Origin of the sequence: Clostridium bowmanii (genome assembly GCF_018861315.1) — a bacterium.
GTDB classification, from domain to species: domain Bacteria; phylum Bacillota; class Clostridia; order Clostridiales; family Clostridiaceae; genus Clostridium_AD; species Clostridium_AD bowmanii.
Genome location: NZ_JAHLDL010000006.1, coordinates 115,102 through 136,272, shown reverse-complemented (window position 1 = coordinate 136,272; position 21,171 = coordinate 115,102). Strand labels below are relative to the sequence as shown.

15 protein-coding genes and 3 pseudogenes are annotated in these 21,171 nt (G+C 31.1%); 14 read left to right on the top strand and 4 right to left on the bottom strand.

Annotation, left to right across the window (positions count from 1 at the left end; all coding sequences use genetic code 11):
- Nucleotides 1-34 precede the first annotated feature (34 nt).
- From KPL51_RS05950 to KPL51_RS05920, 7 genes are all read left to right on the top strand, one after another.
- A complete protein-coding gene (locus KPL51_RS05950; RefSeq protein WP_216158425.1) occupies nt 35-802 on the top strand; it encodes a TatD family hydrolase in 768 nt (255 codons plus the stop codon).
- Nucleotides 803-1,084: 282 nt separating this feature from the next.
- Nucleotides 1,085-2,125: a resuscitation-promoting factor gene (locus KPL51_RS05945; RefSeq protein ID WP_216158423.1), complete on the top strand. Its 1,041-nt coding sequence runs from the start codon at nt 1,085-1,087 to the stop codon at nt 2,123-2,125.
- A gap of 193 nt (nt 2,126-2,318) precedes the next feature.
- Nucleotides 2,319-2,882, top strand: a complete 564-nt coding sequence (gene rnmV / locus KPL51_RS05940) for a ribonuclease M5 (RefSeq protein ID WP_216158526.1) — start codon at nt 2,319-2,321, stop codon at nt 2,880-2,882.
- A complete protein-coding gene (gene rsmA / locus KPL51_RS05935; RefSeq protein ID WP_216158421.1) occupies nt 2,863-3,699 on the top strand; it encodes a 16S rRNA (adenine(1518)-N(6)/adenine(1519)-N(6))-dimethyltransferase RsmA in 837 nt (278 codons plus the stop codon). Before rnmV ends, rsmA begins: the two co-directional genes overlap by 20 nt.
- A gap of 77 nt (nt 3,700-3,776) precedes the next feature.
- A complete protein-coding gene (locus KPL51_RS05930) occupies nt 3,777-4,928 on the top strand; it encodes a DUF7922 domain-containing protein (protein ID WP_216158419.1) in 1,152 nt (383 codons plus the stop codon).
- 111 nt (nt 4,929-5,039) lie between these two features.
- On the top strand, nt 5,040-5,624 hold the full coding sequence (locus KPL51_RS05925) for a hypothetical protein (RefSeq protein ID WP_216158417.1): 585 nt from the start codon (nt 5,040-5,042) through the stop codon (nt 5,622-5,624).
- Between the two features lie 220 nt (nt 5,625-5,844).
- A complete protein-coding gene (locus KPL51_RS05920) occupies nt 5,845-6,678 on the top strand; it encodes a YhfM domain-containing protein (RefSeq protein WP_216158415.1) in 834 nt (277 codons plus the stop codon).
- A gap of 114 nt (nt 6,679-6,792) precedes the next feature.
- Here the strand turns inward: KPL51_RS05920 and KPL51_RS05915 are convergent, their stop codons facing one another.
- Both KPL51_RS05915 and KPL51_RS05910 read right to left on the bottom strand, forming a co-directional pair.
- A complete protein-coding gene (locus tag KPL51_RS05915; protein ID WP_224853912.1) occupies nt 6,793-6,975 on the bottom strand; it encodes a hypothetical protein in 183 nt (60 codons plus the stop codon).
- A 206-nt stretch (nt 6,976-7,181) separates the two neighbouring features.
- Nucleotides 7,182-7,382 carry a cold-shock protein gene (locus tag KPL51_RS05910; RefSeq protein ID WP_216147183.1) on the bottom strand — a complete coding sequence of 67 codons (201 nt, stop codon included), beginning with the start codon at nt 7,380-7,382 and terminating at the stop codon, nt 7,182-7,184.
- Nucleotides 7,383-7,939: 557 nt separating this feature from the next.
- Here KPL51_RS05910 and KPL51_RS05905 point away from each other — a divergent pair.
- The 6 genes and pseudogenes from KPL51_RS05905 to nrdG all read left to right on the top strand — a co-directional run.
- Nucleotides 7,940-8,299, top strand: a pseudogene (locus KPL51_RS05905) (ATP cone domain-containing protein); the annotation flags it as partial.
- 552 nt (nt 8,300-8,851) lie between these two features.
- Complete coding sequence (ltrA, locus tag KPL51_RS05900) at nt 8,852-10,555, top strand: group II intron reverse transcriptase/maturase (RefSeq protein ID WP_216158412.1); 1,704 nt, start codon at nt 8,852-8,854, stop codon at nt 10,553-10,555.
- Between the two features lie 86 nt (nt 10,556-10,641).
- Nucleotides 10,642-11,124, top strand: a pseudogene (gene nrdD / locus KPL51_RS05895) (anaerobic ribonucleoside-triphosphate reductase); the annotation flags it as partial.
- 736 nt (nt 11,125-11,860) lie between these two features.
- Nucleotides 11,861-13,765 carry a group II intron reverse transcriptase/maturase gene (gene ltrA / locus KPL51_RS05890; protein ID WP_216158409.1) on the top strand — a complete coding sequence of 635 codons (1,905 nt, stop codon included), beginning with the start codon at nt 11,861-11,863 and terminating at the stop codon, nt 13,763-13,765.
- Between the two features lie 99 nt (nt 13,766-13,864).
- Nucleotides 13,865-15,163 (top strand): annotated as a pseudogene (gene nrdD / locus KPL51_RS05885) (anaerobic ribonucleoside-triphosphate reductase); the annotation flags it as partial.
- A 76-nt stretch (nt 15,164-15,239) separates the two neighbouring features.
- Nucleotides 15,240-15,740, top strand: a complete 501-nt coding sequence (gene nrdG, locus KPL51_RS05880; RefSeq protein ID WP_216158408.1) for an anaerobic ribonucleoside-triphosphate reductase activating protein — start codon at nt 15,240-15,242, stop codon at nt 15,738-15,740.
- Between the two features lie 197 nt (nt 15,741-15,937).
- On the opposite strand, the gene KPL51_RS05875 is transcribed toward nrdG, so the two are convergent.
- On the bottom strand, nt 15,938-16,573 hold the full coding sequence (locus tag KPL51_RS05875) for an MBL fold metallo-hydrolase (RefSeq protein ID WP_216158406.1): 636 nt from the start codon (nt 16,571-16,573) through the stop codon (nt 15,938-15,940).
- Between the two features lie 340 nt (nt 16,574-16,913).
- Between KPL51_RS05875 and KPL51_RS05870 the strand changes: the two genes are divergently transcribed.
- On the top strand, nt 16,914-18,695 hold the full coding sequence (locus KPL51_RS05870; protein WP_216158404.1) for an N-acetylmuramoyl-L-alanine amidase: 1,782 nt from the start codon (nt 16,914-16,916) through the stop codon (nt 18,693-18,695).
- A 77-nt stretch (nt 18,696-18,772) separates the two neighbouring features.
- Here the strand turns inward: KPL51_RS05870 and KPL51_RS05865 are convergent, their stop codons facing one another.
- Entirely contained in the window at nt 18,773-20,671 is a 1,899-nt protein-coding gene (locus KPL51_RS05865; RefSeq protein WP_216158520.1) for a type I glutamate--ammonia ligase, read from the bottom strand.
- Nucleotides 20,672-21,171 lie beyond the last annotated feature (500 nt).

The window sequence follows — 21,171 nt, the reverse complement described above, 5'->3', positions numbered from 1 at the left end:
TGGAACTAGGGGTGGTTAATTACAGGTGTTTATTATGATATTTGATTCGCATGCACATTATGATGATGAAGCATTTAATGAAGATAGAGAAGACGTAATACAGGGGTTAAAGGACAGTGGTGTAATAGGCATTTTAAACTGCGGCGCATCGCTGGAGGGTGCAAGAATGTCAGTAAAATTATCTAGTAAATATGATTTTATATACTCCGCAGTAGGAATACATCCTGAATATGCAGATATGGTTAATGAAGAAATTATTGAAGAACTTAGAAATTTAGCTCAGAATTCAAAAGTTAGAGCTATAGGAGAAATAGGATTAGATTATTATTATGAGGAAAACCCCGCTAGAGAAATTCAGAAGGCATCATTTAAACTTCAAATGGAGCTGGCAAGGGAACTTAAATTACCAGTGGTTATCCATGATAGGGATGCTCATAAGGACACTTTAGATATATTAAAGCAGTTTCCAGGGGTAATAGGTACCATTCACTGCTTCTCGGGAAGTGTTGAATTTGCACAAGAGTGTTTAAAACTGGGTTATTACATTGGGTTTACTGGAGTTATAACCTTTAAAAATGCAAAAAAAATAGCAGAGGTTGCAAGAGTTGTACCAATGGATAGGATACTTGTAGAAACGGATTGTCCGTACATGGCGCCTTCGCCACATAGAGGAAAAAGAAATCAATCTGATTATATTAAGTACATAATAGAAAGAATATCAGAAATTAAAGAAAAAACCATAGAGGAAATTGAAGTTGCAACAACAAATAATATAAAACAATTGCTTAAAATACATAAATAGCGTAAAATGGTTAGAAATAAAAATTATATAAAAAAATACATAAAATATTTGTAATTAAAATTGAAGGAGGTACATATAATTTTATTGGTAAATACTATTTTTACTGATTTACCCTGAAAGACTGGATTTGTTGTTCTATTTTGTAATTATAATTTTATATTATAATTGTATGCACAATGATGCATTAACAGTCAAAACTGAGAGTTGTGGGCTTAAAATTTGACTTATTTCTTGCTTCAAGGTATAATACCCAAGTACTCTTGACTAAGGGAGGGAATCTCTATGATGAAAAATGCGAAAAATAATCTGAAGAACTATTTTTCAAATGGTCCCAAGACAGTTTTTGTGGTAATGTTATTATTAACCTGCATTACGGTGACTATATTTAACATGAAAAAAGTTATATCTGTTATTGTTGATGGTAAATCTATACAAGTTATAACTTTGAAAAGTAATGTTAACCAAATACTAAAAACAAATAATATAGCGCTAGGGACAAAAGACCAAATAACAGTTAGTTTAGACAGTGAAGTAAAAGACGGAGACAAAATATATATAAAAAAAGCTGTAAATGTTAAAGTGAAAGTTGATGGGAAAGAATTAAATATTCAAACTGCTGAAAATACAGTAGCAGATATGCTAAAAGCAGAAAAAATTGTATTAAAGGCTGAAGACAAAATTACCCCATTAAAAAGTGAATCGCTAAAATCAGGGTTGCAAGTACAAATAACAAGAGTAAACACTGATATTCTTCAAGAAACTAAAGCGATTAACTATGCAACTGAATTTAAGAACAGTAATGAACTCGACAAAGGTGTAAAAAAAGTCATTCAAAAGGGAAAAGCAGGTCAGAAGGTTATTACCTCATCTGTTGTCTATGAAAATGGCAAAGAGGTATCTAGAAATTTAGTTAGTGAAAAACTTAAATCACAGCCAGTTAAACAAATAGTTGCCCTAGGTACTGTAGGGGTATACTCACCATCACGTGGAGGCGACGTTCGATATACTAAGAAGCTTAAGGTTAGGGCAACAGCATATACTGCTGATTATAATTGTACTGATAAAGGCCCTGACGATCCTTACTTAGGTATGACTTCCACTGGAGTGATGGCAAAAAGAAACCCTGATGGATATAGTACTATAGCCGTGGACCCTAGAGTTATTCCACTAGGAACGAAACTTTGGGTAGATGGATATGGATATGCCGTTGCAGAAGATATAGGCGGAGCTATAAAGGGTAAAATAATAGATCTTTATTTTGATTCCAGTGATGAAATGTGGGATTGGGGATCTAGAAATGTAGATATTTATATTTTAAAATAGGAGCATAAGCTCCTTTTTTTTGCTTTATAATTCACTATAAATAGTGTTCACTATTAATAATTAAAATGATATTATAGATACAATAATAAAAAGAAATACTTAAGGATATATTTTTTTTATGATGAAATAATAATAAGGAATGCCTTAGATAAATAGTATGGAGGATAACATGAGGGATAATATGAAGGATAATATGATTAAAGAAGTAATAGTAGTTGAAGGAAGAGATGACATTACCGCAGTTAAAAGAGCGGTAGATGCTGAACTTATTTCTGTAAGCGGCTTTGGAATTAACGAGAAAATAATTAATAAAATAAGAGAAGCTCAAAAACGAAAAGGAGTAATAATCTTTACTGATCCAGATTTTGCTGGAGAAAAAATTAGAAAAATTATTTCTAAAAGAGTACCGAATGTAAAACATGCATATATATCTCAAAAGGAAGGTACTAAAGATGGAGACATAGGTGTTGAAAATGCATCACCTGAAACAATTTTAAGAGCCCTACACACTGCAAAATTTGAAGTTCAAGAGAAAAGGAAAGAGTTTGACGTGCAAGATATGATATTTTTTAAATTAACAGCTGACATCAGAGCAAAGGAAAGGCGCCATGCGCTAGGAAACGAATTAGGTATAGGCTATGGTAACTCATCACAATTTATAACTAGGTTAAACAACTATGGAATTGTGAAGGAAGAATTTATAGAGGCCTTAAAAAAGATAGATAAGGAGATGAACTATGGAAAATTTAACTATTAGTGAGGTTGCAAAGAAATATGAATTTAGGTTTAAAAAAGGGCTGGGCCAAAATTTTTTAATAGATGATACTGTTCTTGATGACGTGGTATATGGAGCGGAGGTTAACAAAGAGGATTTTATTATTGAAATAGGACCAGGTTTTGGAACATTGACTAGAGCACTTTTGAAAAGAGCTAAAAAAGTGTGTGCTATAGAATTAGATGAAAAACTTTTTCCTATTTTAGAAGAGGAGCTTAAAGATTTTGATAATTTTGAGCTTATTCATAATGATGCTCTTAAAGTAGATTTTAATGAGTTAATGGGAGAAGAGAAATCTGTAAAGTTAGTAGCTAATTTACCATATTATCTTACAACTCCAATTATAGTTAACTTACTTACGAAAGGTTATAATTTTAAATCCTTAACTATAATGATACAAAAGGAGGTTGGGGTAAGAATAGATTCTGAGCCAAATTGCAAGGCTTATGGAGCTTTTTCAATATTAGTTCAATACTATTGTGATACGAAAATCCTGCGATTAGTTCCCCCTTCAGCATTTATACCAGAGCCCAAGGTAGAGTCTATAGTTATTAGATTGGATAAATTAGCAGAGCCAAGTGTTAAGGTTAATGATGAGGCCTTATTTTTTGCTATAGTAAGGAAATCTTTTAATATGAGAAGGAAAACCTTGTGGAATGGCATTAAAGATATAGGAATTGAGAAAGAAGAGCTGTTAAAATGTTTTGAAAGAGCAAACATTGATCCCGGTAGAAGAGGCGAAACCTTATCACTGAAAGAGTTCGCTGCACTTTCGGATGAAATAGGACTTGTAAAATAAATTTTCAAATGTTGTTCACTTTTTATTATATACTTCATATAGTATAATGAATAAGTTTTATATGGAGGTAAAAGAAGGTGACACCTAAAAAAAGTTATAGTAGGTACTTTATTATATTACAAGAAGATGAAAAAGGCTATTCTTTAGACTCTGATAAGATTCCTTCTGGATATGCAAAGCTTGAGATGAAAAACAATAAATGTAAGATTTCATACTACTTGCAAAACCTAAGGAAAGAAAAACAACCTTATTACATGATTTTAATATGTGGTAAGAAAGATGTAAATAAAATTATAAAACTTGGTAAATTGAACATAGACGATTATGGCAGGGTAGACATTTCTAATGAATATGATATGGAGAATATAGCAGACACTGGTATTTCTGCTGAAAAAATTATTGGGGCTGCAATTGTAAAATTCTTAGATAATAATGTGGTATCAATAATGAGTGGATTTTCAACAACAGACAAACCTAATGAATGGAGAAATTATAAGTTAGCGGATTTCAATAAGGAAAACAAAGAAACAAGAGACCAGAATTCAATAAATGAGTTTGATGAATATGAACAAAGTATTGAATTGATTAAAGTAAAAACTGAAGAAGTAGATGTTGAGCAGAGAAATAATACTTTAGACAGTAAAATACCAGATAAATTAGAAGAAGAGATTAAAGCAGAAACTCCTGAAGGTGTTTCTGATGTAACTAGAAATGAGAATAAGAAACAAGATAAAGAAAACAAAGAAAGCAAAGAAAACAAAGAAAACAAAGGAAATAAAGAAGATAAGTGTAATGACAAAGGTGAATACCCAAAAGGCGCCATGGGAGATTTCTTTAAATCAGTTGCACAAGATTTTGAGGAAGTACATGATTTTTCTAAGGAAATTAAATGGTGCACGTGGTACAAAGTCCATGTTCATAATCTAGAGAATATGTATGATTTCAGTGATTATAATAAATATACAATTGCATATTATCCTATGATTTGTTACTATCCATATATTAGAAACTACAAATCTTTTATGCTAGGATATAAATGTGATTCTAATGGAAAAATGAAGTATATTGTTTATGGAATACCTGGAAGCAAAGCTAAAGCTCAACAGCCTTATGGAGGAAAAACAGGTTTTGTAACTTGGATTTCAAATAATGAAAATGATGGAATGGGTCATTGGCTGATGTTTTATGATTTTAAAAAATCTACAATTGTTGTTCCTATAAAAAAATAATATATATAAAATAAAATGTGTGACTATATGATTTAGTCGCACATTTAATTTTTTAATATTCTTTTAGTTTGTATCATATAGTATATTAATATTAATATATGGAGGGACAAGTTGAGGGTAATATTTATAAATAGAAAAAAAGTTGGAATTATAATAATAATAGTGGGACTTATGATTTCCCTTTTAGGGATATCAAAACAATTTGATAAAAATTTTAAAGATACCATTCTTGTAGAGAATAATATTAATTTGTTAGATGATTATTCTGCTTTAGATGGAAGAATGAGCTATAAATTGCCAGAAGGATGGACAACAAAACAAAGAAACTTTCCTGGTGGTGAGATTTTGTATCATAACGATTTTCAATCTTCAGATGCATTAATTCATGGATTTGTAGAAGTGTGGAAGAGCAAGCAGGAACTAAAAGTATTCTTAGATAATAGCAAGAACATATCAGAGCAGCAAAATGTAATAAAAAATTATAGAATTGACAATGTTATTATAAATGGCAAAAAAACATATGTAGTGCAATACTCAATTAATATAACTGATAATAATTGGTACAAGGCCTATGAATACTTTATTGATGGGGGAAAAGAGTTTTATAGAGTCTCATTTTTCACAAGAAATGTTAATTTTAAAGAAACTTACGGAGCTATTTTTGAAAGCGTAGTAGATACAGTTAAAATCAATTAAAGTTGCTTAAAATGGGCTAAAGTATTATAATTTATTCAATGACATTTCAAAACAAACCACCGCTTCTTTATTGTAAGTGAATAAGGGGCCTTTAATAAGCTTTTAATGAGTTTTTAACTAAGAGAAGCATTATGCTTCTCTTAATATTTTATTGCGCTAGGAAATTGAAATAAAGCACACAAGCATACTTCTCAGAAGAGAGAACCTAGGAGGATAAAAAATGCATAGGAATAAAAATAAGCTCTTTATATTTTCTTTTATAATTATAGCTGCCTTTATATTTACAGGATGTAATAGCTTTGATGGTATTAAAGTAAAGCTTGGATTGAAAAATAATGATTTTGAGTATATTAAGCAGGGCAGAATTAAAAAGATAATAATACAAAGTACTAGGGATAAAAGCTTTAGGTTTGTAGTTACAGATGAAATAGCTATAAAAGATTTGTATGAAATTTTATCATCATCGAAGGAAGTTAGCGCAAAGTCAACACTAGACTCTGATTATATATTTGAAATGTATGAAGGTGTAGATAAAGTTCACAAATTCAACTATATAGCGGGTCTGGATGAAAAAGATGGAGCTAATTTATACAGTGAAGATAAGAGTTATATTGTATCTAAAAGAATTGACAATGATATCATACAGAACTTTTGGAATATTAGGAAGCCTATAGACTTTAAAACTGTATATTATGATTCAATCTCAAAGGTATTAGATGATTATGTAAAGGGTGAAGGTAAAAGTAAAAATTTAGTTCTTGATATAAGTGAAGATAATACAGTATCTAAATTTATACTATCAACGGATTTAGAATCCTATAGGAGTCAGTTGTTAGATAAGTATAATGCGGTATTACTAAAAGATAAAAAGAAAGATTATGATCAGTTAATAGAGGTTAAAACAGAAGGGTATAAAGCTACTATATACAAATCTTCTGTGACTATTAAGAGTTCAAGCAGTGATAAGGAAAAAAAATATTATGTAGTATCCAAATATGAAAAAGGTGCGTGGGTCATTGAAACTTTTGAAGATAAAGAACCTGCTAATTTCTAGGAAGGTTTTTGAAATTAGGAGAGCATCATAAAATAGGATTAATAATTGCATAGGTAATGATTTAATAATAAAAAGATGTATTTTTAAAATACATCTTTTTATTATTAAATTATATTAGAAAAGACTTTCCATTTTATCATTTGTCATATTAATAGGGGCTCCAATATTAAAATCAACTGAATCTCCTACTTTTGAATTTTTAGGTAAGCGAGTTATACTAACATCCATAGTAGTTCCATCTAAAAAATTTATAAAAGCATCTGTACTGTCCATATCTATTATTTTTCCAAACATCATGAAAACATCCTTTCATAAAACATAAACTATCTTTGCTATAGCTTTAGCAAAGATAACTAATATATTCATGAAGTGTTAATATTTTTATGAATGATGTGTAAAAACATTAGATTGACCACCTAACTTAAACTAAAAACCACCTATCACAAGGTGATAGGTGGTTTATCTATAACTAATTTATATTATAAATTAATTTAGATTTTGAATTATATTCTAGTAACGTTAGAAGCTTGAGGTCCTCTAGCTCCAGTAGTTATTTCGAATTGAACTTGTTGTCCTTCTTCTAATGATTTATATCCGTCTCCTTGGATAGCTGAAAAATGTACGAATACATCCTCTTCTCCCTCTACTGATAAAAATCCAAACCCTTTTTCTGAGTTAAACCATTTAACTGTACCTGTTTTCATATAACTTTCCTCCTGAATAAAAAAATTTGTAACATTTGTAACCTAAAACATTTGTAACATAAGTATTATAATACTACACTTTAGCATATTTTTAAATAGTTTTTTGAAAATAAATAAATAATATTGCTTTTATATAATTTATTTACCCAAAACACCTACAAACGCAACTTATTTTATCATTATATGGTTAATCTTAAAATATTTACAGTCTAGCTATTTTAGAAAACTATTAGTACCTATAAAACTATACTATTTATAATTATTTTAATAGAGTTTAATTTAAGTTACAAATATAGTTTGGCTTTTAATATTTTTTTTATACTATTTTTTTATACTATTTTATTTTTAAATTTTATGAGAAGAATATTAGTAAATTATAGTGTAGATAGAGGGTATAATGTCAACTGTACAATGAGGATAAAAAACCATAGAATATTGAGATATTAAAACACAATTGAGTGTATTATATGATAGAAGTTAATTTTGAAATTGATATAAAATTTTTACTAGAGTATAATAATCAAAGCACAAGATATTGTGTTCGGGAGGTTTCAAATATGCTACATGTTGTTAAAAGAGACGGACGAGAGGTCCAATTTGATTCAATAAAAATTACCAATGCCATAAGGGGAGCAGCGGATGAAATTGCTTTCAATTTAAAAGAAAGCGAAATTATAGAGCTAACTCAAAAGGTGCTAGAAAAAATTGAGGATTTGGACAAACAGCAACTTTCTGTGGAAGAAATACAGAATATTGTTGAAGATAAACTTTTAGAAAATGGTCATAAGCCTATTGGAGTAGCTTTTTCCAATTATAGGCGCGAACGTAACAAGATTAGGTCGATAAAATCAGACCTTATGAAAGCGATAGAAAAAATAGGAGTAGAGACAGATAGAGATAATGCTAATGTTGGTAATGTGCGACTTGAAAGCTAATTTGTAGGCTGGTGTGGAATTCACCTATCTTATCTATCTGAGATAACCCTACTGTCACATGCGTTTGGAGTAATCTGGGGGTGTGAAGCTGACAGGACAACGAGGTTGATGGTTTAATCTTAAAATAATCAACAGCTAGGGTGAAGATATATCATGGTTAACGTAAGTGAACTGTTGTTTAAGCATCGTGACGTTTGAACAAGCGAAATAAGATTGATACGCTTGAACCAAAAGGTAAAGGGACTGGAAGTATAACTGTTGCCGTTATATTTCAGATAGACAAAGCTCCCTCGGTGTATAGACAGAACCTAACATATATCATAAGTGGCTACAAATTAAAACAAGGTAAGCCCAATATTCTCCCACAAAGGGTAATGATTCTGTAAAGAAAAATGAAGGAATAGTGGGTATAGGATAGTGGAGAAAGCGAATGACTTTTAGTAATAGAAAGTATAGGAGTTCAAAATTTGCTCCAACCTGAAAGGGTGCAGACTTCCACATACGGTCTTTAATCGTATGAAAGGAGAAATTACTATGAATGAGAACAAGCCAAATTCGGTGACATTGAAAAATGAAGCTGGGGCTAACTTAGACGACAAGAACCTTAAAGTACAATGGAATACTTTCGATTGGAAAGAAGCAGAAAATGTTGTTAATAGACTTCAGACAAGGATTACGAAAGCTACTATCGAAGGAAATTTAAACCTAGTTAAAAAACTACAATACATGTTAGTAAACAATTTCTATGGAAAAGCAATAGCTATTAGAAAGATTACAGGAAACGTGGGTAGTAGAACTTCAGGCATAGATAATGAACTTTGGGATTCGCCTGAAAAGAAAATGAAAAACATATATAAACTTAACGTAGGAAACTATAAACCGAAAGAACTTAAACGAGTTTACATTGAAAAATCAAATGGTAAAAAAAGACCATTAGGTATACCAACAATGTATGACAGAGCCATGCAATCGCTATACACCTTATCATTAGAACCAGTAGCGGAAGCTACAGGAGATAATACAAGTTATGGATTTAGAAAAAGAAGAAACACACAAGATGCTAGAGAACAAATCTTCAGTTGTATGTGTAAAGGTACTAGTGCAAAATGGGTCTTAGAAGGAGATATTAAAGGTTGTTTTGATAATATAAGTCATGAATGGCTTATAGAAAATGTTACTATGGACAAACAGATACTAAGCAAGTTTCTAAAAGCAGGTTATATATATAAAAATACTTCATACAGAACTGACGATGGAACACCTCAAGGTGGAGTCATTTCGCCAATACTAGCTAATATGGCACTGGATGGAGTAGAAACTTTACTGAAAGAAAAATATTGGAAAAAAGGGAAAACAGGAACAACCATAAGTTATAGAAATAATAATAATAAAGTAAACTATATTAGATATGCTGATGACTTTATAATTATAGGCGATTCTAAAGAAAATCTAGAAGAAATAAAAATTATGATAATAGATTTTATGAAAATTAGAGGATTAGAATTATCTGAGGAAAAAACTATAATTACTCATATTGATGATGGATTTGATTTTCTGGGATGGAGCTTTAGAAAATATAACGGTAAATTATTAATAAAACCTAGTAAAAAGAATCAAGCAAAATTCATGGACAACATAAGAACAACTGTAATGAAAAATAGAGCAATGAGTCAAGAAGCGCTAATAAAGAAGCTAAATCCAATAATAAGAGGATGGGGAAAGTATCACCAAGGTGCAGTTAGCAGAGAAGCATATGAAAATATGGATAATGCTATACATGAAACACTATGGAGATGGGCTACTAGAAAACATGGTAAACAATCGTTGGGAGAAATAAAAGATAAGTATTGGAAAACTATAGGAACTAGAAATTGGGTGTTTTGTTCGGAAAATGCAAGATTAATAAAATCAACCGATTATAAAATAATTAGATACCCAAAACTAAAACTAGAAATGAACCCATTCTTATCAGATGGTAAAGAATACTACGCTAAAAGAAAATATGAAATAGGTTTAAAATACATGAGTGGAAAATTCAAAACTATATGGGAAAGACAAAATGGATTATGTTGCTTTTGCAAATTGCCATTAGAACCCCAAGGCGAAAAAGAATTACACCACATAATACCTAGAAAGCAAGGTGGAGACGATACAATAAGCAATTTAGCTTACTGTCACACTTATTGTCATAAAGGTCATCATGGAATCCAAAATATACAAACTGCTTTAGATATCTAAAGTTATAAAGGCTTGAGCTGTATGAAGGGAAACTTTCACGTACAGTTCTTAGACGGGAAAGAAGAAGAAATTTTTCCGACCTAGTCGACAATTTTAGTTCTAAGTTACTTAGAATTGCTAGTGAATCTAATAAATGGCATAATTTATCTATGATGCCTAAGCATTTAGCAAAAGCTCATGAAAATGGCGATGTGTACTACCATGACTTGGATAGTTATAATTTAACTGTAAATTGTTTACATATACCAACAAGAGAAGTTTTAGAAAGAGGTTTTAATACAGGCTACGGGTATATAAGAAAAGCAAAAAGGATAGAGTCAGCGGCAGAGCTTTCATGCATTTTACTTCAATCAACGCAAAATGATATGTTTGGAGGCCAGTCGCATCCGGATTTTGACAATGACATGGCTGCATTTATAGAAAATACAAGAGTAGAAATCAGACAAGAAATTAGAGAACTTGGTGTAGATGAAAATAAGATTAATGAGTTTGCGGAACGTAAACTAAGAAGGGCTATAGAACAATCTATGCAGGGCATAGTATATAACCTAAATACAATGCATGTGCGACTTGTTGGGTAATGAAAAGTTATCCCTTAAACCTACTATAGAGTTTCAGGGTGGTGGGTTAAGAACTAGTATCTCGAAGAGTGGAATGATAAGGTAACGCTTTGAAACGCTCTCTTTAATACTCCGACTTGCAAATTAAAATAGACTAATTATTTAAATGTAAGAAGCTCGGTGAAGTCAGTTGAGAGTCACCGTAATTACACGAAAACTGTCCAGAGGTGGATGGTGTGACCTATAGACTGGAAGTCCGTAAAATACTCATGGTTAGTATATACTAGGCATAGTATCGACGAACCTTCGACGTAAAGCACCTACAGTGTAGCAGACAGAAATGTATGTGTCCCACAAAGCTTTGGGAGCTATATTAGGATAAGTAAAATTGTGCGTTATGAAAGTCCTTTCGCTATTATAGGTAGCGAGCAAGAGTTGTATATAGCAGGTGTATAGAAGGAACCTAAAAGTATATGTAAGGATAGAGATGTTGGAACAAGGAAAGCTAAGAACGTGGAGGTGTAGTCGCCTAAGAAACGTTAATATGGAAAGGTCTAAAGGACTATAACATATTTTAATCTTAGTGAGAGTAGAGGCAAAGTACCAATGAAACCATGATAATAAATGATGGAGGGATAGCCTCAAGTCGGAATATATTAATTTAGTAAAATTGTAATAACCATAAGGTTCGAGTAAGACTAAAAGATGCGTAAACACGAATGTAAAGGAGTGTTGAAACAGACTTATGACGATAGTTAACGAAACCAATAAACCTAAAAAGAAGAAGAAATTAAGACATAATGAATACTATGATATTCAAAGTGTTTTTGATAATCTATATAAAAGAAGTTCAGAGAAGGCTATCTTTAAGAATATTTATGAGATAGTAATTAGTAGAGAAAATATCTTGTTAGCTTATAGAAACATCAAATCGAATAGGGGAAGTAAAACAGGAGGAACTAATAAGAAAACAATACTAGATGTTCAAGCAAATGATACAGAAAGTATAGTTGAGTATGTTAGAAACAGATTAGTGGACTATAAACCACATTCGGTTAAAAGAAAATTAATACCAAAATCTAACGGAAAATTGAGACCTCTTGGAATACCAACCATTGAAGATAGGTTAATTCAACAATGTATACTTCAAGTACTAGAACCAATATGTGAAGCGAGATTTCATAACGATAGTTATGGTTTCAGACCGAATAGAAGTACCCATCATGCCATAGCAAAAAGCTACAATAACATAAATGTAGTGAAAATGAATTATGTAGTTGATGTGGATATTGAAGGTTTCTTTGATAATGTGGACCATGGTAAGCTGCTAAAACAAATGTGGAGTTTAGGAATACAAGATAAAAGAATAATATCAATTGTGAGCAAAATGCTTAAAGCAGAAGTAGAAGGAGAAGGAATACCAACAAAGGGAACTCCTCAAGGAGGTATTTTATCACCTCTACTAACCAATATAGTATTAAACGAACTTGATTGGTGGATATCTTCACAATATCTTGATTTTCCAGCTAAACAGAGAAAAAGTGGCAAAGGTTATGGAAATATTTCTGAAAAGGATTATAAGAATAACTCCAATAGGTTACATTCTCTAAGAATGCATACGAAGTTAAAGCCATGTTTTATAGTTAGATATGTAGATGATTTTAAAATCTTTACTAACAGTTATAATAATGCAAATAAATTATTTATAGCCACCACTAAATGGTTAAAAGAAAGATTAGGTTTAGAGGTAAGTAAAGAGAAATCAAAAATAGTAAACCTTAGAAGTAATTACTCAGAATTCTTAGGTTTCAAAATGAAAGCAGATTTAAAATATAAAGAGGGTAAAACAAAATACGTTGTTAAATGTCATATAAGCGATAAAGCAAAGGAAAGAATTAAGTTAGAGGTTAGAAAGAAAATCCATGAAGTCAAAAACGATAATACACCCAAAAGTATGTATAAAATGAATAGTCTTATACTGGGAGTACATAACTACTATGGGGTAGCAACCCAAGCAAATCGTGACTTCAATGATATTGAACAGTGTGTTTACAGTAGTATTAGATATAATTGGAGAAGAATAGACAAAAGAAGAGGAGAATTCTCTAATACGTATTTAAAATTCTACAAAGATTACAAGCACAGAAAGCAGTTCTTCGTCAGGCAAATAGCATTATATCCTATAAGCGGAATTGGCTTCAAGAGACCTACTGTATTTAATAGGAATATTAATAATTATAGTGAAGTTGGAAGAAGTACAATACATGAAAAACTAAATTTTGAGAACAGCAGTAATCTAAAACACATAATGAACAATCCAATCATACAAAGAAGTGTAGAATACAATGATAATAGAATATCACTGTACTCATCGCAAAAGGGAAAATGTGCTATAACAAAGCTAAACCTAAATTTAGGGAACATGCACTGTCATCACAAAGTACCAAGATGTATGAACGGTTCTGATAAATACCAAAACTTAATCTTTCTAAATAAAGATATTCATCTGCTAGTGCATTCAAATAAAGGAACAACACAAAAGAGAATTATTCAAAAATATGGATTAGACAAAGAACTACTTAAAAAGGTTAATGAATTACGTAAATTAGTCGGAAATTACAATATTACGGAAGTCAAAATGACTTATTAAATAATTAATATATTTCGATGGAACGCCGTATGCGGTGAAAGTCGCACGTACGGTGTGGAGTGGGGGAAAAGATTGAGATAATATCAAAGTCTTACCTATCACTATAGTAGAGCAGGTTCACAAGTACCTTTTAGTTCAATGAATATTGGAATACCAGAATCTGAAGATGCAGCCCTAGTTTGTGAAATATTTTTAAAGGAATATGAAAAAGGACTTGGAAAAGGGGAACAACCAGTATTTCCAAATATAATTTTTAGAGTTAAAAAGGGTGTAAATAGAGAAAAGAATGATCCATATCATTACTTATATAAGCTTGCCTGTCGTGTTGCTAGCAGGCGAATGAACCCTACATTTATGAATTTAGATGCTGATTTTAATAAATTCTATTATGATCAAGGAATTACACCTGCTACCATGGGATGTCGTACTTATATTTGCTCTAATGTAAATGGAGAGGCAGGAACAAAGGGCAGAGGGAATATTGCACCTGTAACTGTTAATCTTCCTAGAATAGGCATATTAGCTAAGGGAGATACAAGTAAATTTTATAAATTACTTTATGCTAAGTTAGAACTTTCTAGAGAAGCACTTATGCATAGATACAATGTATTAAAAAAGTTAAGGGTTAAAGATTTACCGTTTGTAGCAGGCCAGGGGCTTATGATGGGCAGCGAAGGCTTAACGGACAATGATTCTATAGAACCTATCTTAAAAAATGGATCATGGGCTATTGGTTTTATAGGACTTGCGGAGACTATAGTAGCAATAACTGGAAAACATCATGGAGAAAGCGAAGATTCTAGAAAATTAGGTGTTGAAATAATATCCTACATAAGAGATTATACTGACAAGCTGATCCAGGAAACTAAGCTTAATTGGAGTACTTATGCAACACCAGCTGAAGGATTAAGTGGTAAGTTTATAATACAAGACAAGGCTGTATTTGGTGAAATAAAAGGTGTTACTGATAAAGAATATTATACAAATAGTTATCATATTCCAGTAGGATATCCAATATCGATTAAAGAGAAAATAGATATTGAAGCTCCTTATCATAAATTATGTAATGGTGGACATATTAGTTATATTGAACTTGACGATTATCCAACTGCAGAAATTATAATGGACATATTGGATTATGCATATAAGGAAACTAACATTAGTTATATGGGAATAAACTTTCATATAAGGTACTGTAAAGACTGTGGAACATATCTACAAAGTGGAGTTCAAAAATGTAGCAAATGTGGAAGTCATAGTATACAAGGAATTTCAAGAGTAACAGGTTACTTAAGTTTAGATGAAAGATTTGGTAGTGGTAAAACGGCAGAGAGAGCAGATAGAATATCTAATACTGATAATCATACATCTGCTTATTCAGATATACTAAAAGTTTAATTGGGATCATGAGCAATTATATAAAACAATTGCTCATGATTTTCATTTGCTTTATTTTATAAAAGGAGTGTATTTAATGAAACTTCAAATAGGCGGGTTTTTAGATAATTCATTAGTTAATGGTGCGGGACTTAGATCTGTAATCTTTGTTTCTGGATGTTGTCATAATTGTAAAAATTGCCATAATAATGCTATGCAGCATTTTGATTATGGTGATTCTACCTCAATAGATGATATTTTGGAAAAATTAGTGAAGAATATGCCTATAATAAGTGGTGTGACTTTTTCAGGAGGGGAGCCTTTTGAAAGTTCACTAGCACTATCAAAATTGTCAGAGGAAATAAGGACTCTAGGATTAAATATTTGGTGTTATAGTGGGTATACCTATGAAGAAATAATACATAGTGAGGATAGTAATAAACGAAGACTACTAAGCTTAATAGATGTACTTATTGATGGTGAATTTCATGAAGAATTAAAGGAAGATGCTAGCAAGTATACTGGCTCCTCGAATCAGAGAATCATTGATGTTCAGAAAAGTAGTTTAGAAAATGAAATCATTCTATGGAGTAAATAAATATATATAAGAAATGTCCTCCGATTGCGTAAACGGAGGACATTTCTTATATGTATTTATTTGTGTTGAAAAGTCATATGTTGTGTAGAATGCTATTTGAACGAACTTAGCAATTCTTAATTTATTTTAAGAAAATAAGTTTAGAATTGATTAGTGAAGTGAATTAGCATTCCTAGCAATATATGACTTTGTTCTTTTTAAATATAATTTAATATTTTAACAGCCATTGATTCCTGTATTTCATCATTAAGTATTAATTTATTACTATCTATTTTTACGGCATTTTTCATATGCATAAGAAATGTTTCTACTCCATCTAAGGGAAAGGATACTAGTGGAGTTTTATAGTGCATGGGTATAACTATCTTGGGTTGTATTTTTTTAGTAACCTCAGAAGCTTCCTTGCCATCTATGGTATAATTGCCACCCACAGGAATAAACAATATATCTACATTTCCAATAGTATCTATATTATCATTTGAAAGACCGTGACCTAAATCTCCTAAATGACATAAGGCATAGTCATCCATTTTAAAAGTGAATATTATGTTATCGCCACGTTTTGCACCCTTATCTTTGTCGTGATAAGAAGGTATGCCTTTTATAGTTATATCATCTATATTGGACATGCCAATTTTATCTATAATTTTACAATCATCTTTTAAATTTTTAGTATAGTTATGATCAAAATGTTGATGACTTATAGTTACAATATCTGGATTGCCTTTGTACGTTTCATATCCTATAGTAGGGTCAAATGGATCTGTTAAAAGAGTCCTTCCTTTTAAATCTTCAAGTAGAAAGCAAGAATGGCCTAGCCAAGTTATTTCCATATAAATCCTCCTTTTAAAAAATAATTTTTTCTTCTTGTTCTAAATTGAAACAAATAGCTAAATGGGACGTATTTTATAGTGCGGGAACATTTTATACTTGGGATTATCATTTAATTATGACACATTTATTAGAGTAATATACTATTGTATGAGCTAATATATTAAAATTCAATAAATCTTTCAAATTATTTAATAAAATATTTATAAACTATAGAGATGAGAATAAAAATGTAGTATAATTAGCTGAAGAATAATGACATATTTTACAATACTAATCAAAATTATCTAAATAATGATGGAATAATAATCACGAAAAATATTATGGTTTAGGAGGGGCTATATGAAAAAAATATTAAAAACATTTATAATTGCTATTTTAGCTTTTGTATTGTTTGTGCCTATGCAAATAACAGTTAAGGCTGGTACGTATAAAGATATGGGGCCTAAAAATGATGTGGTAGTTAGTAAACCTTGGACAGTTAGATTTAACAAAGCATTGAGCGCCACTACTGTTAACACTGAAAACATTACGGTGGTTGGTGAAAATAATAATTACATACCTATTAATGTAACGTTAGCTAACAACAATAAAAATGTAATAGTAAGTCCTATAAAAAATTATGAAGCTAATAGAACATATACTTTGGTAGTGACGAATAAGGTTAAATCTGAAGATGGAAAACCCCTTCCTAAGGAAGTTAGGATGAACTTCAGTACTAAAACTGAAATTGTAAAACCAAGTATACCCACAAAACCAAGTGAGTTCACTATATGCATTGACCCAGCTCAGTACTATTCATTAAATACTGGTATAAATGGGACTAAGGCTAAAGATATAAATTTAAGTACAGCACTAAAACTAGGAGACATACTAAAAACAAGGGGATTTAATGTAGTATATACTAGAAACAGTGATTCGGTGTCTTGGGACAAGCTTAGCGAGGATGATGTAAAAGCTACAATAGCTAAGAACGCAAATGTATTTTTAAGTATAAATACTAATTCGTATTCGTTAGATACCGCAAATGGTATCGAAACATATTACCTAGCTGATGCGAGTAATAACAACAAATTGTTAGCAAGTTCAATACAAAGTGAACTTATAAAAGCAACAGATGCTAAAGATAGGGGAATACAATCAGCAAATGAAACAGCAACTTTTGGAATATTAAAAAAGACAAGCTGTCCTGCTATAATGTTGGAATTAGGATTCTTAAGCAATCCAGCAGAAGAGATACTATTAAGTAGCGAAAAGTATCAGAATAATGCTGCAAAGTCTATAGCGAATGGGCTGATGAATTATGCTGGATTTGATAATACAGATATCAACTATGATTCTATTTTTGAAATATCTTCAGTGGAAGATATAATGGTTAATGTACAAGCGGGTAGCACATATAACTTCCCTAAAACTGTTGGAGTTACTATGAGTAATGGCTCAAAAAAAGATGTTGAAGTAGTGTGGCCTAATAATTCGGCTTTTCTAAATGAGATAGGTGTTTATACTTATGAGGGAGTTATAGCAAATTATAGTAAGAATGTTAAAATCACAATTAATGTTGCTAAAAAAAACTACAAAGTAGTAATAGATCCAGGTCATGGAGGATATGATTCAGGAGCAATAGGAGCAATGGGAACGCAAGAAAAGATTGTAGTATTATCCATTTCATTTAAAGTAGGCGATATATTAGTTAAAAATGGTGTGGAAACCATATATACAAGAGAAATTGATAAAACCCAAAGTCTTCAAGAGAAATGTGATGTTGCGATTGATGCTAAGCCAAATTATTTTGTAAGTATTCATGCCAATAGCTTTACAAGCCCCACAGTTGGCGGCATAGAGACCTTCTACCTTAGTGGTAGTGCCGCTGGAGCAAAGCTAGCTCAAAGTGTTCAAACTGAATTAATTAAAGCAACTGGAAGGGCAGACAGGGGAATTAAGACTGATGGTCTTTATGTTGTAAGAAATTCAGGGACTACGGCTATATTGGTAGAAACCTCATTTCTTTCCAACCTAGTAGAAGAAAAACTATTAGTTACACCGGAATATCAAAACAAATTAGCTTTGGCAATTGCAACAGGTATTCTTAAGAGCTTAGGAATAACTAATATAGTGCCTTAATAAAATGATTATAAAAAACAACCTCCATAATTTACTATAGAGGTTGTTCTTATGTCTGAGAATATATTATTTGGGGATTAAATATCTAACAAATTCTTTTTATAGTTGGTATAATACATTCTAAGCTCTTCCATATCTGAATCTAACTGTATTTGTAATGCTGAAAGTTCGTCATAGTTTTCAACTTTAGAAGCTTCTTTTATTTTAGTAAATAAGCTAGTCTTAGAATAAGTGTCTTTCATAATAGAATGTCTTAAGTCATTAATTTTCTGCCAATTTGCTAAATCCAAATCCAGTGCATTTTCAGGAATATGAATCATTTTAGCTTTTCGAATCTCTGTTGCATAATCATTTAAAATTCTATTGTTTATTTCAGTAACCCATCTAGTGGTTATTGCCATTTTAAAGCTGTTTATTATGCTAGTAGTAAAAACCCCTGAAACTTTAAGAACATCTAGTTTTTCTGGATATTCTTCTAAGGTACCTAGGTTTTCGTAGATAGTTTTTGGTGCTTTTCCAAAATACTCGCTGCGCTGTTCATCTGTATAGAATTCGAATACGTCTTCCTCACTTCTGTAAGCTCTAGATTTTTCTAGATAATCACTATCTTCACCTGGTGCTTTAGATAACTCTTTCAAAAGGTCATCTTCATTTTTCTTGTTGGTTATGGCATACGTAATCCCATCTAGCATAGTCATATATAGGGTAGATAGTGCTAGGTAGGTATTAGTATGTGGACATGGTGATCTTAGTTCAAATCTTGTAGCAAGAGGATTATCAAGGTCCCTTATTAGCGCCAGTAGTATAGATCTATTTCTTGAAGGGACATCTACACTGTGACCAAGAGAAGTAACTATACAAACTGGAGCCTCAAAACCAGGTTTTAGTCTTCTTAAAGAATCGTTTGTTGCAGAAACAAATGGATTTATTACTTCATAATTTTTAAGTATACCCATTGCAGAAGCATAACCAAAAATGCTTAAAAAGTGTTTCTTAGTTGAAGTAAATAAGTTGATCCTTTTACCACTTTTTAACTTTACAGTTATACCAATGTGAGTGTGTTCTCCACTTCCAGCTACATCATGAACTGGTTTAGCTAAAAATGTGACATCTAAACTATTACGTCTAAAGGTTTCTTTTACTAAATTTCTGACAAATAGCTCATTATCCGCAGATTGAAGTACGTCAGAATATTTCCAATCTAATTCAAGTTGCTCCATAATATGAGTTAGAGAACCATCTTCACCTATTTGAGCCTTTACACCACCCACTTCTTTATGACCCATTTCAGGCTCGAAACCATAACATGCCATTAGGGAAAGGGTTTGTTCAAGGGCAGTTCTAACATTTCCTTTAGTTTTACTCCAATATTGTTCTTTTAATACTTGAGAAGTAGATAGTTCCTCGATATCAGCCTTATCATTAGGTGTTTTAACCCAAAATTCTAACTCGGTAGCAGATGTAAGTAACATTTCATCAATATCTTCATATGAAAAATCAAAAGAAGCTAAAGCTGAAGGATATTCCTTTAATAGATTAAGAAGATTTGTTTTAAAGCACTCAACAGACTTTTTTAAGACAGATCTTGAATCCACTGGAATACTATTGTGTATTAATACACATGGGATTTTTAATGTGCCCACAGGGAAATTAGTTTCAGGGTCAATATTTTCATAATTGTAGTCGATGAACCAATTACAATCAAAGTCTGCAAGCATATCTGTTTTAGCATTGTTTAAAGTTGCGATTCCAGGCAATACTACAGATGAACCATCAGTTTGAATAGCCCCTTTAGCGAAGCCACTAATGTCATCTAAAAATATTTCTATTGGAATTCTTTCATCTGTGTCATTTCCAGCTAAGTCAATACCAACTAGGGAAACGAATTTCACCTCAGAGTGGGCAAGCAGAATTTCTTTAATATCTTTTTCGGAATGGTTTTCTTTAGCAATTACATAAATTAATTTTTTCAAAATAAACTTCCTCCTTTAAAATATATATTTTTTAAAAGCCACGGAAGTGACTTCGTTGATATCTTTAGAAATGTAACATTAGTATTATTCTTATTAGAATAATACTAGTATTTATAGAAAGGGAAAGGATCTTCTTCTATAAATAAATGGTATAAATAAGAAAATTTTATTATATAAATGAAAGTATGTCAATACAAAATGTCACCAATTATCATTATCTAGAAAATAATGATACTATTTTGCAAGTTACTTAAAATGAAGATTCATTTGTGTAAACGTATTCTGTGTTTGTATATACCGTGAATTCTTACAAGATTCAAGTTTATCTAATATTATATCACATAAACCTATAGAAATATGCTTATTTATCAATGAAAGTTATAATTATAGGCATAAAACCATAGAAGTAACGTACAATTTCAATAAAAGTGGATTAATTGTTCGCTAAAATAAGTTTCAATCTTTATTATATAGATTTTATCATGGTAAATATAAGTAAATAT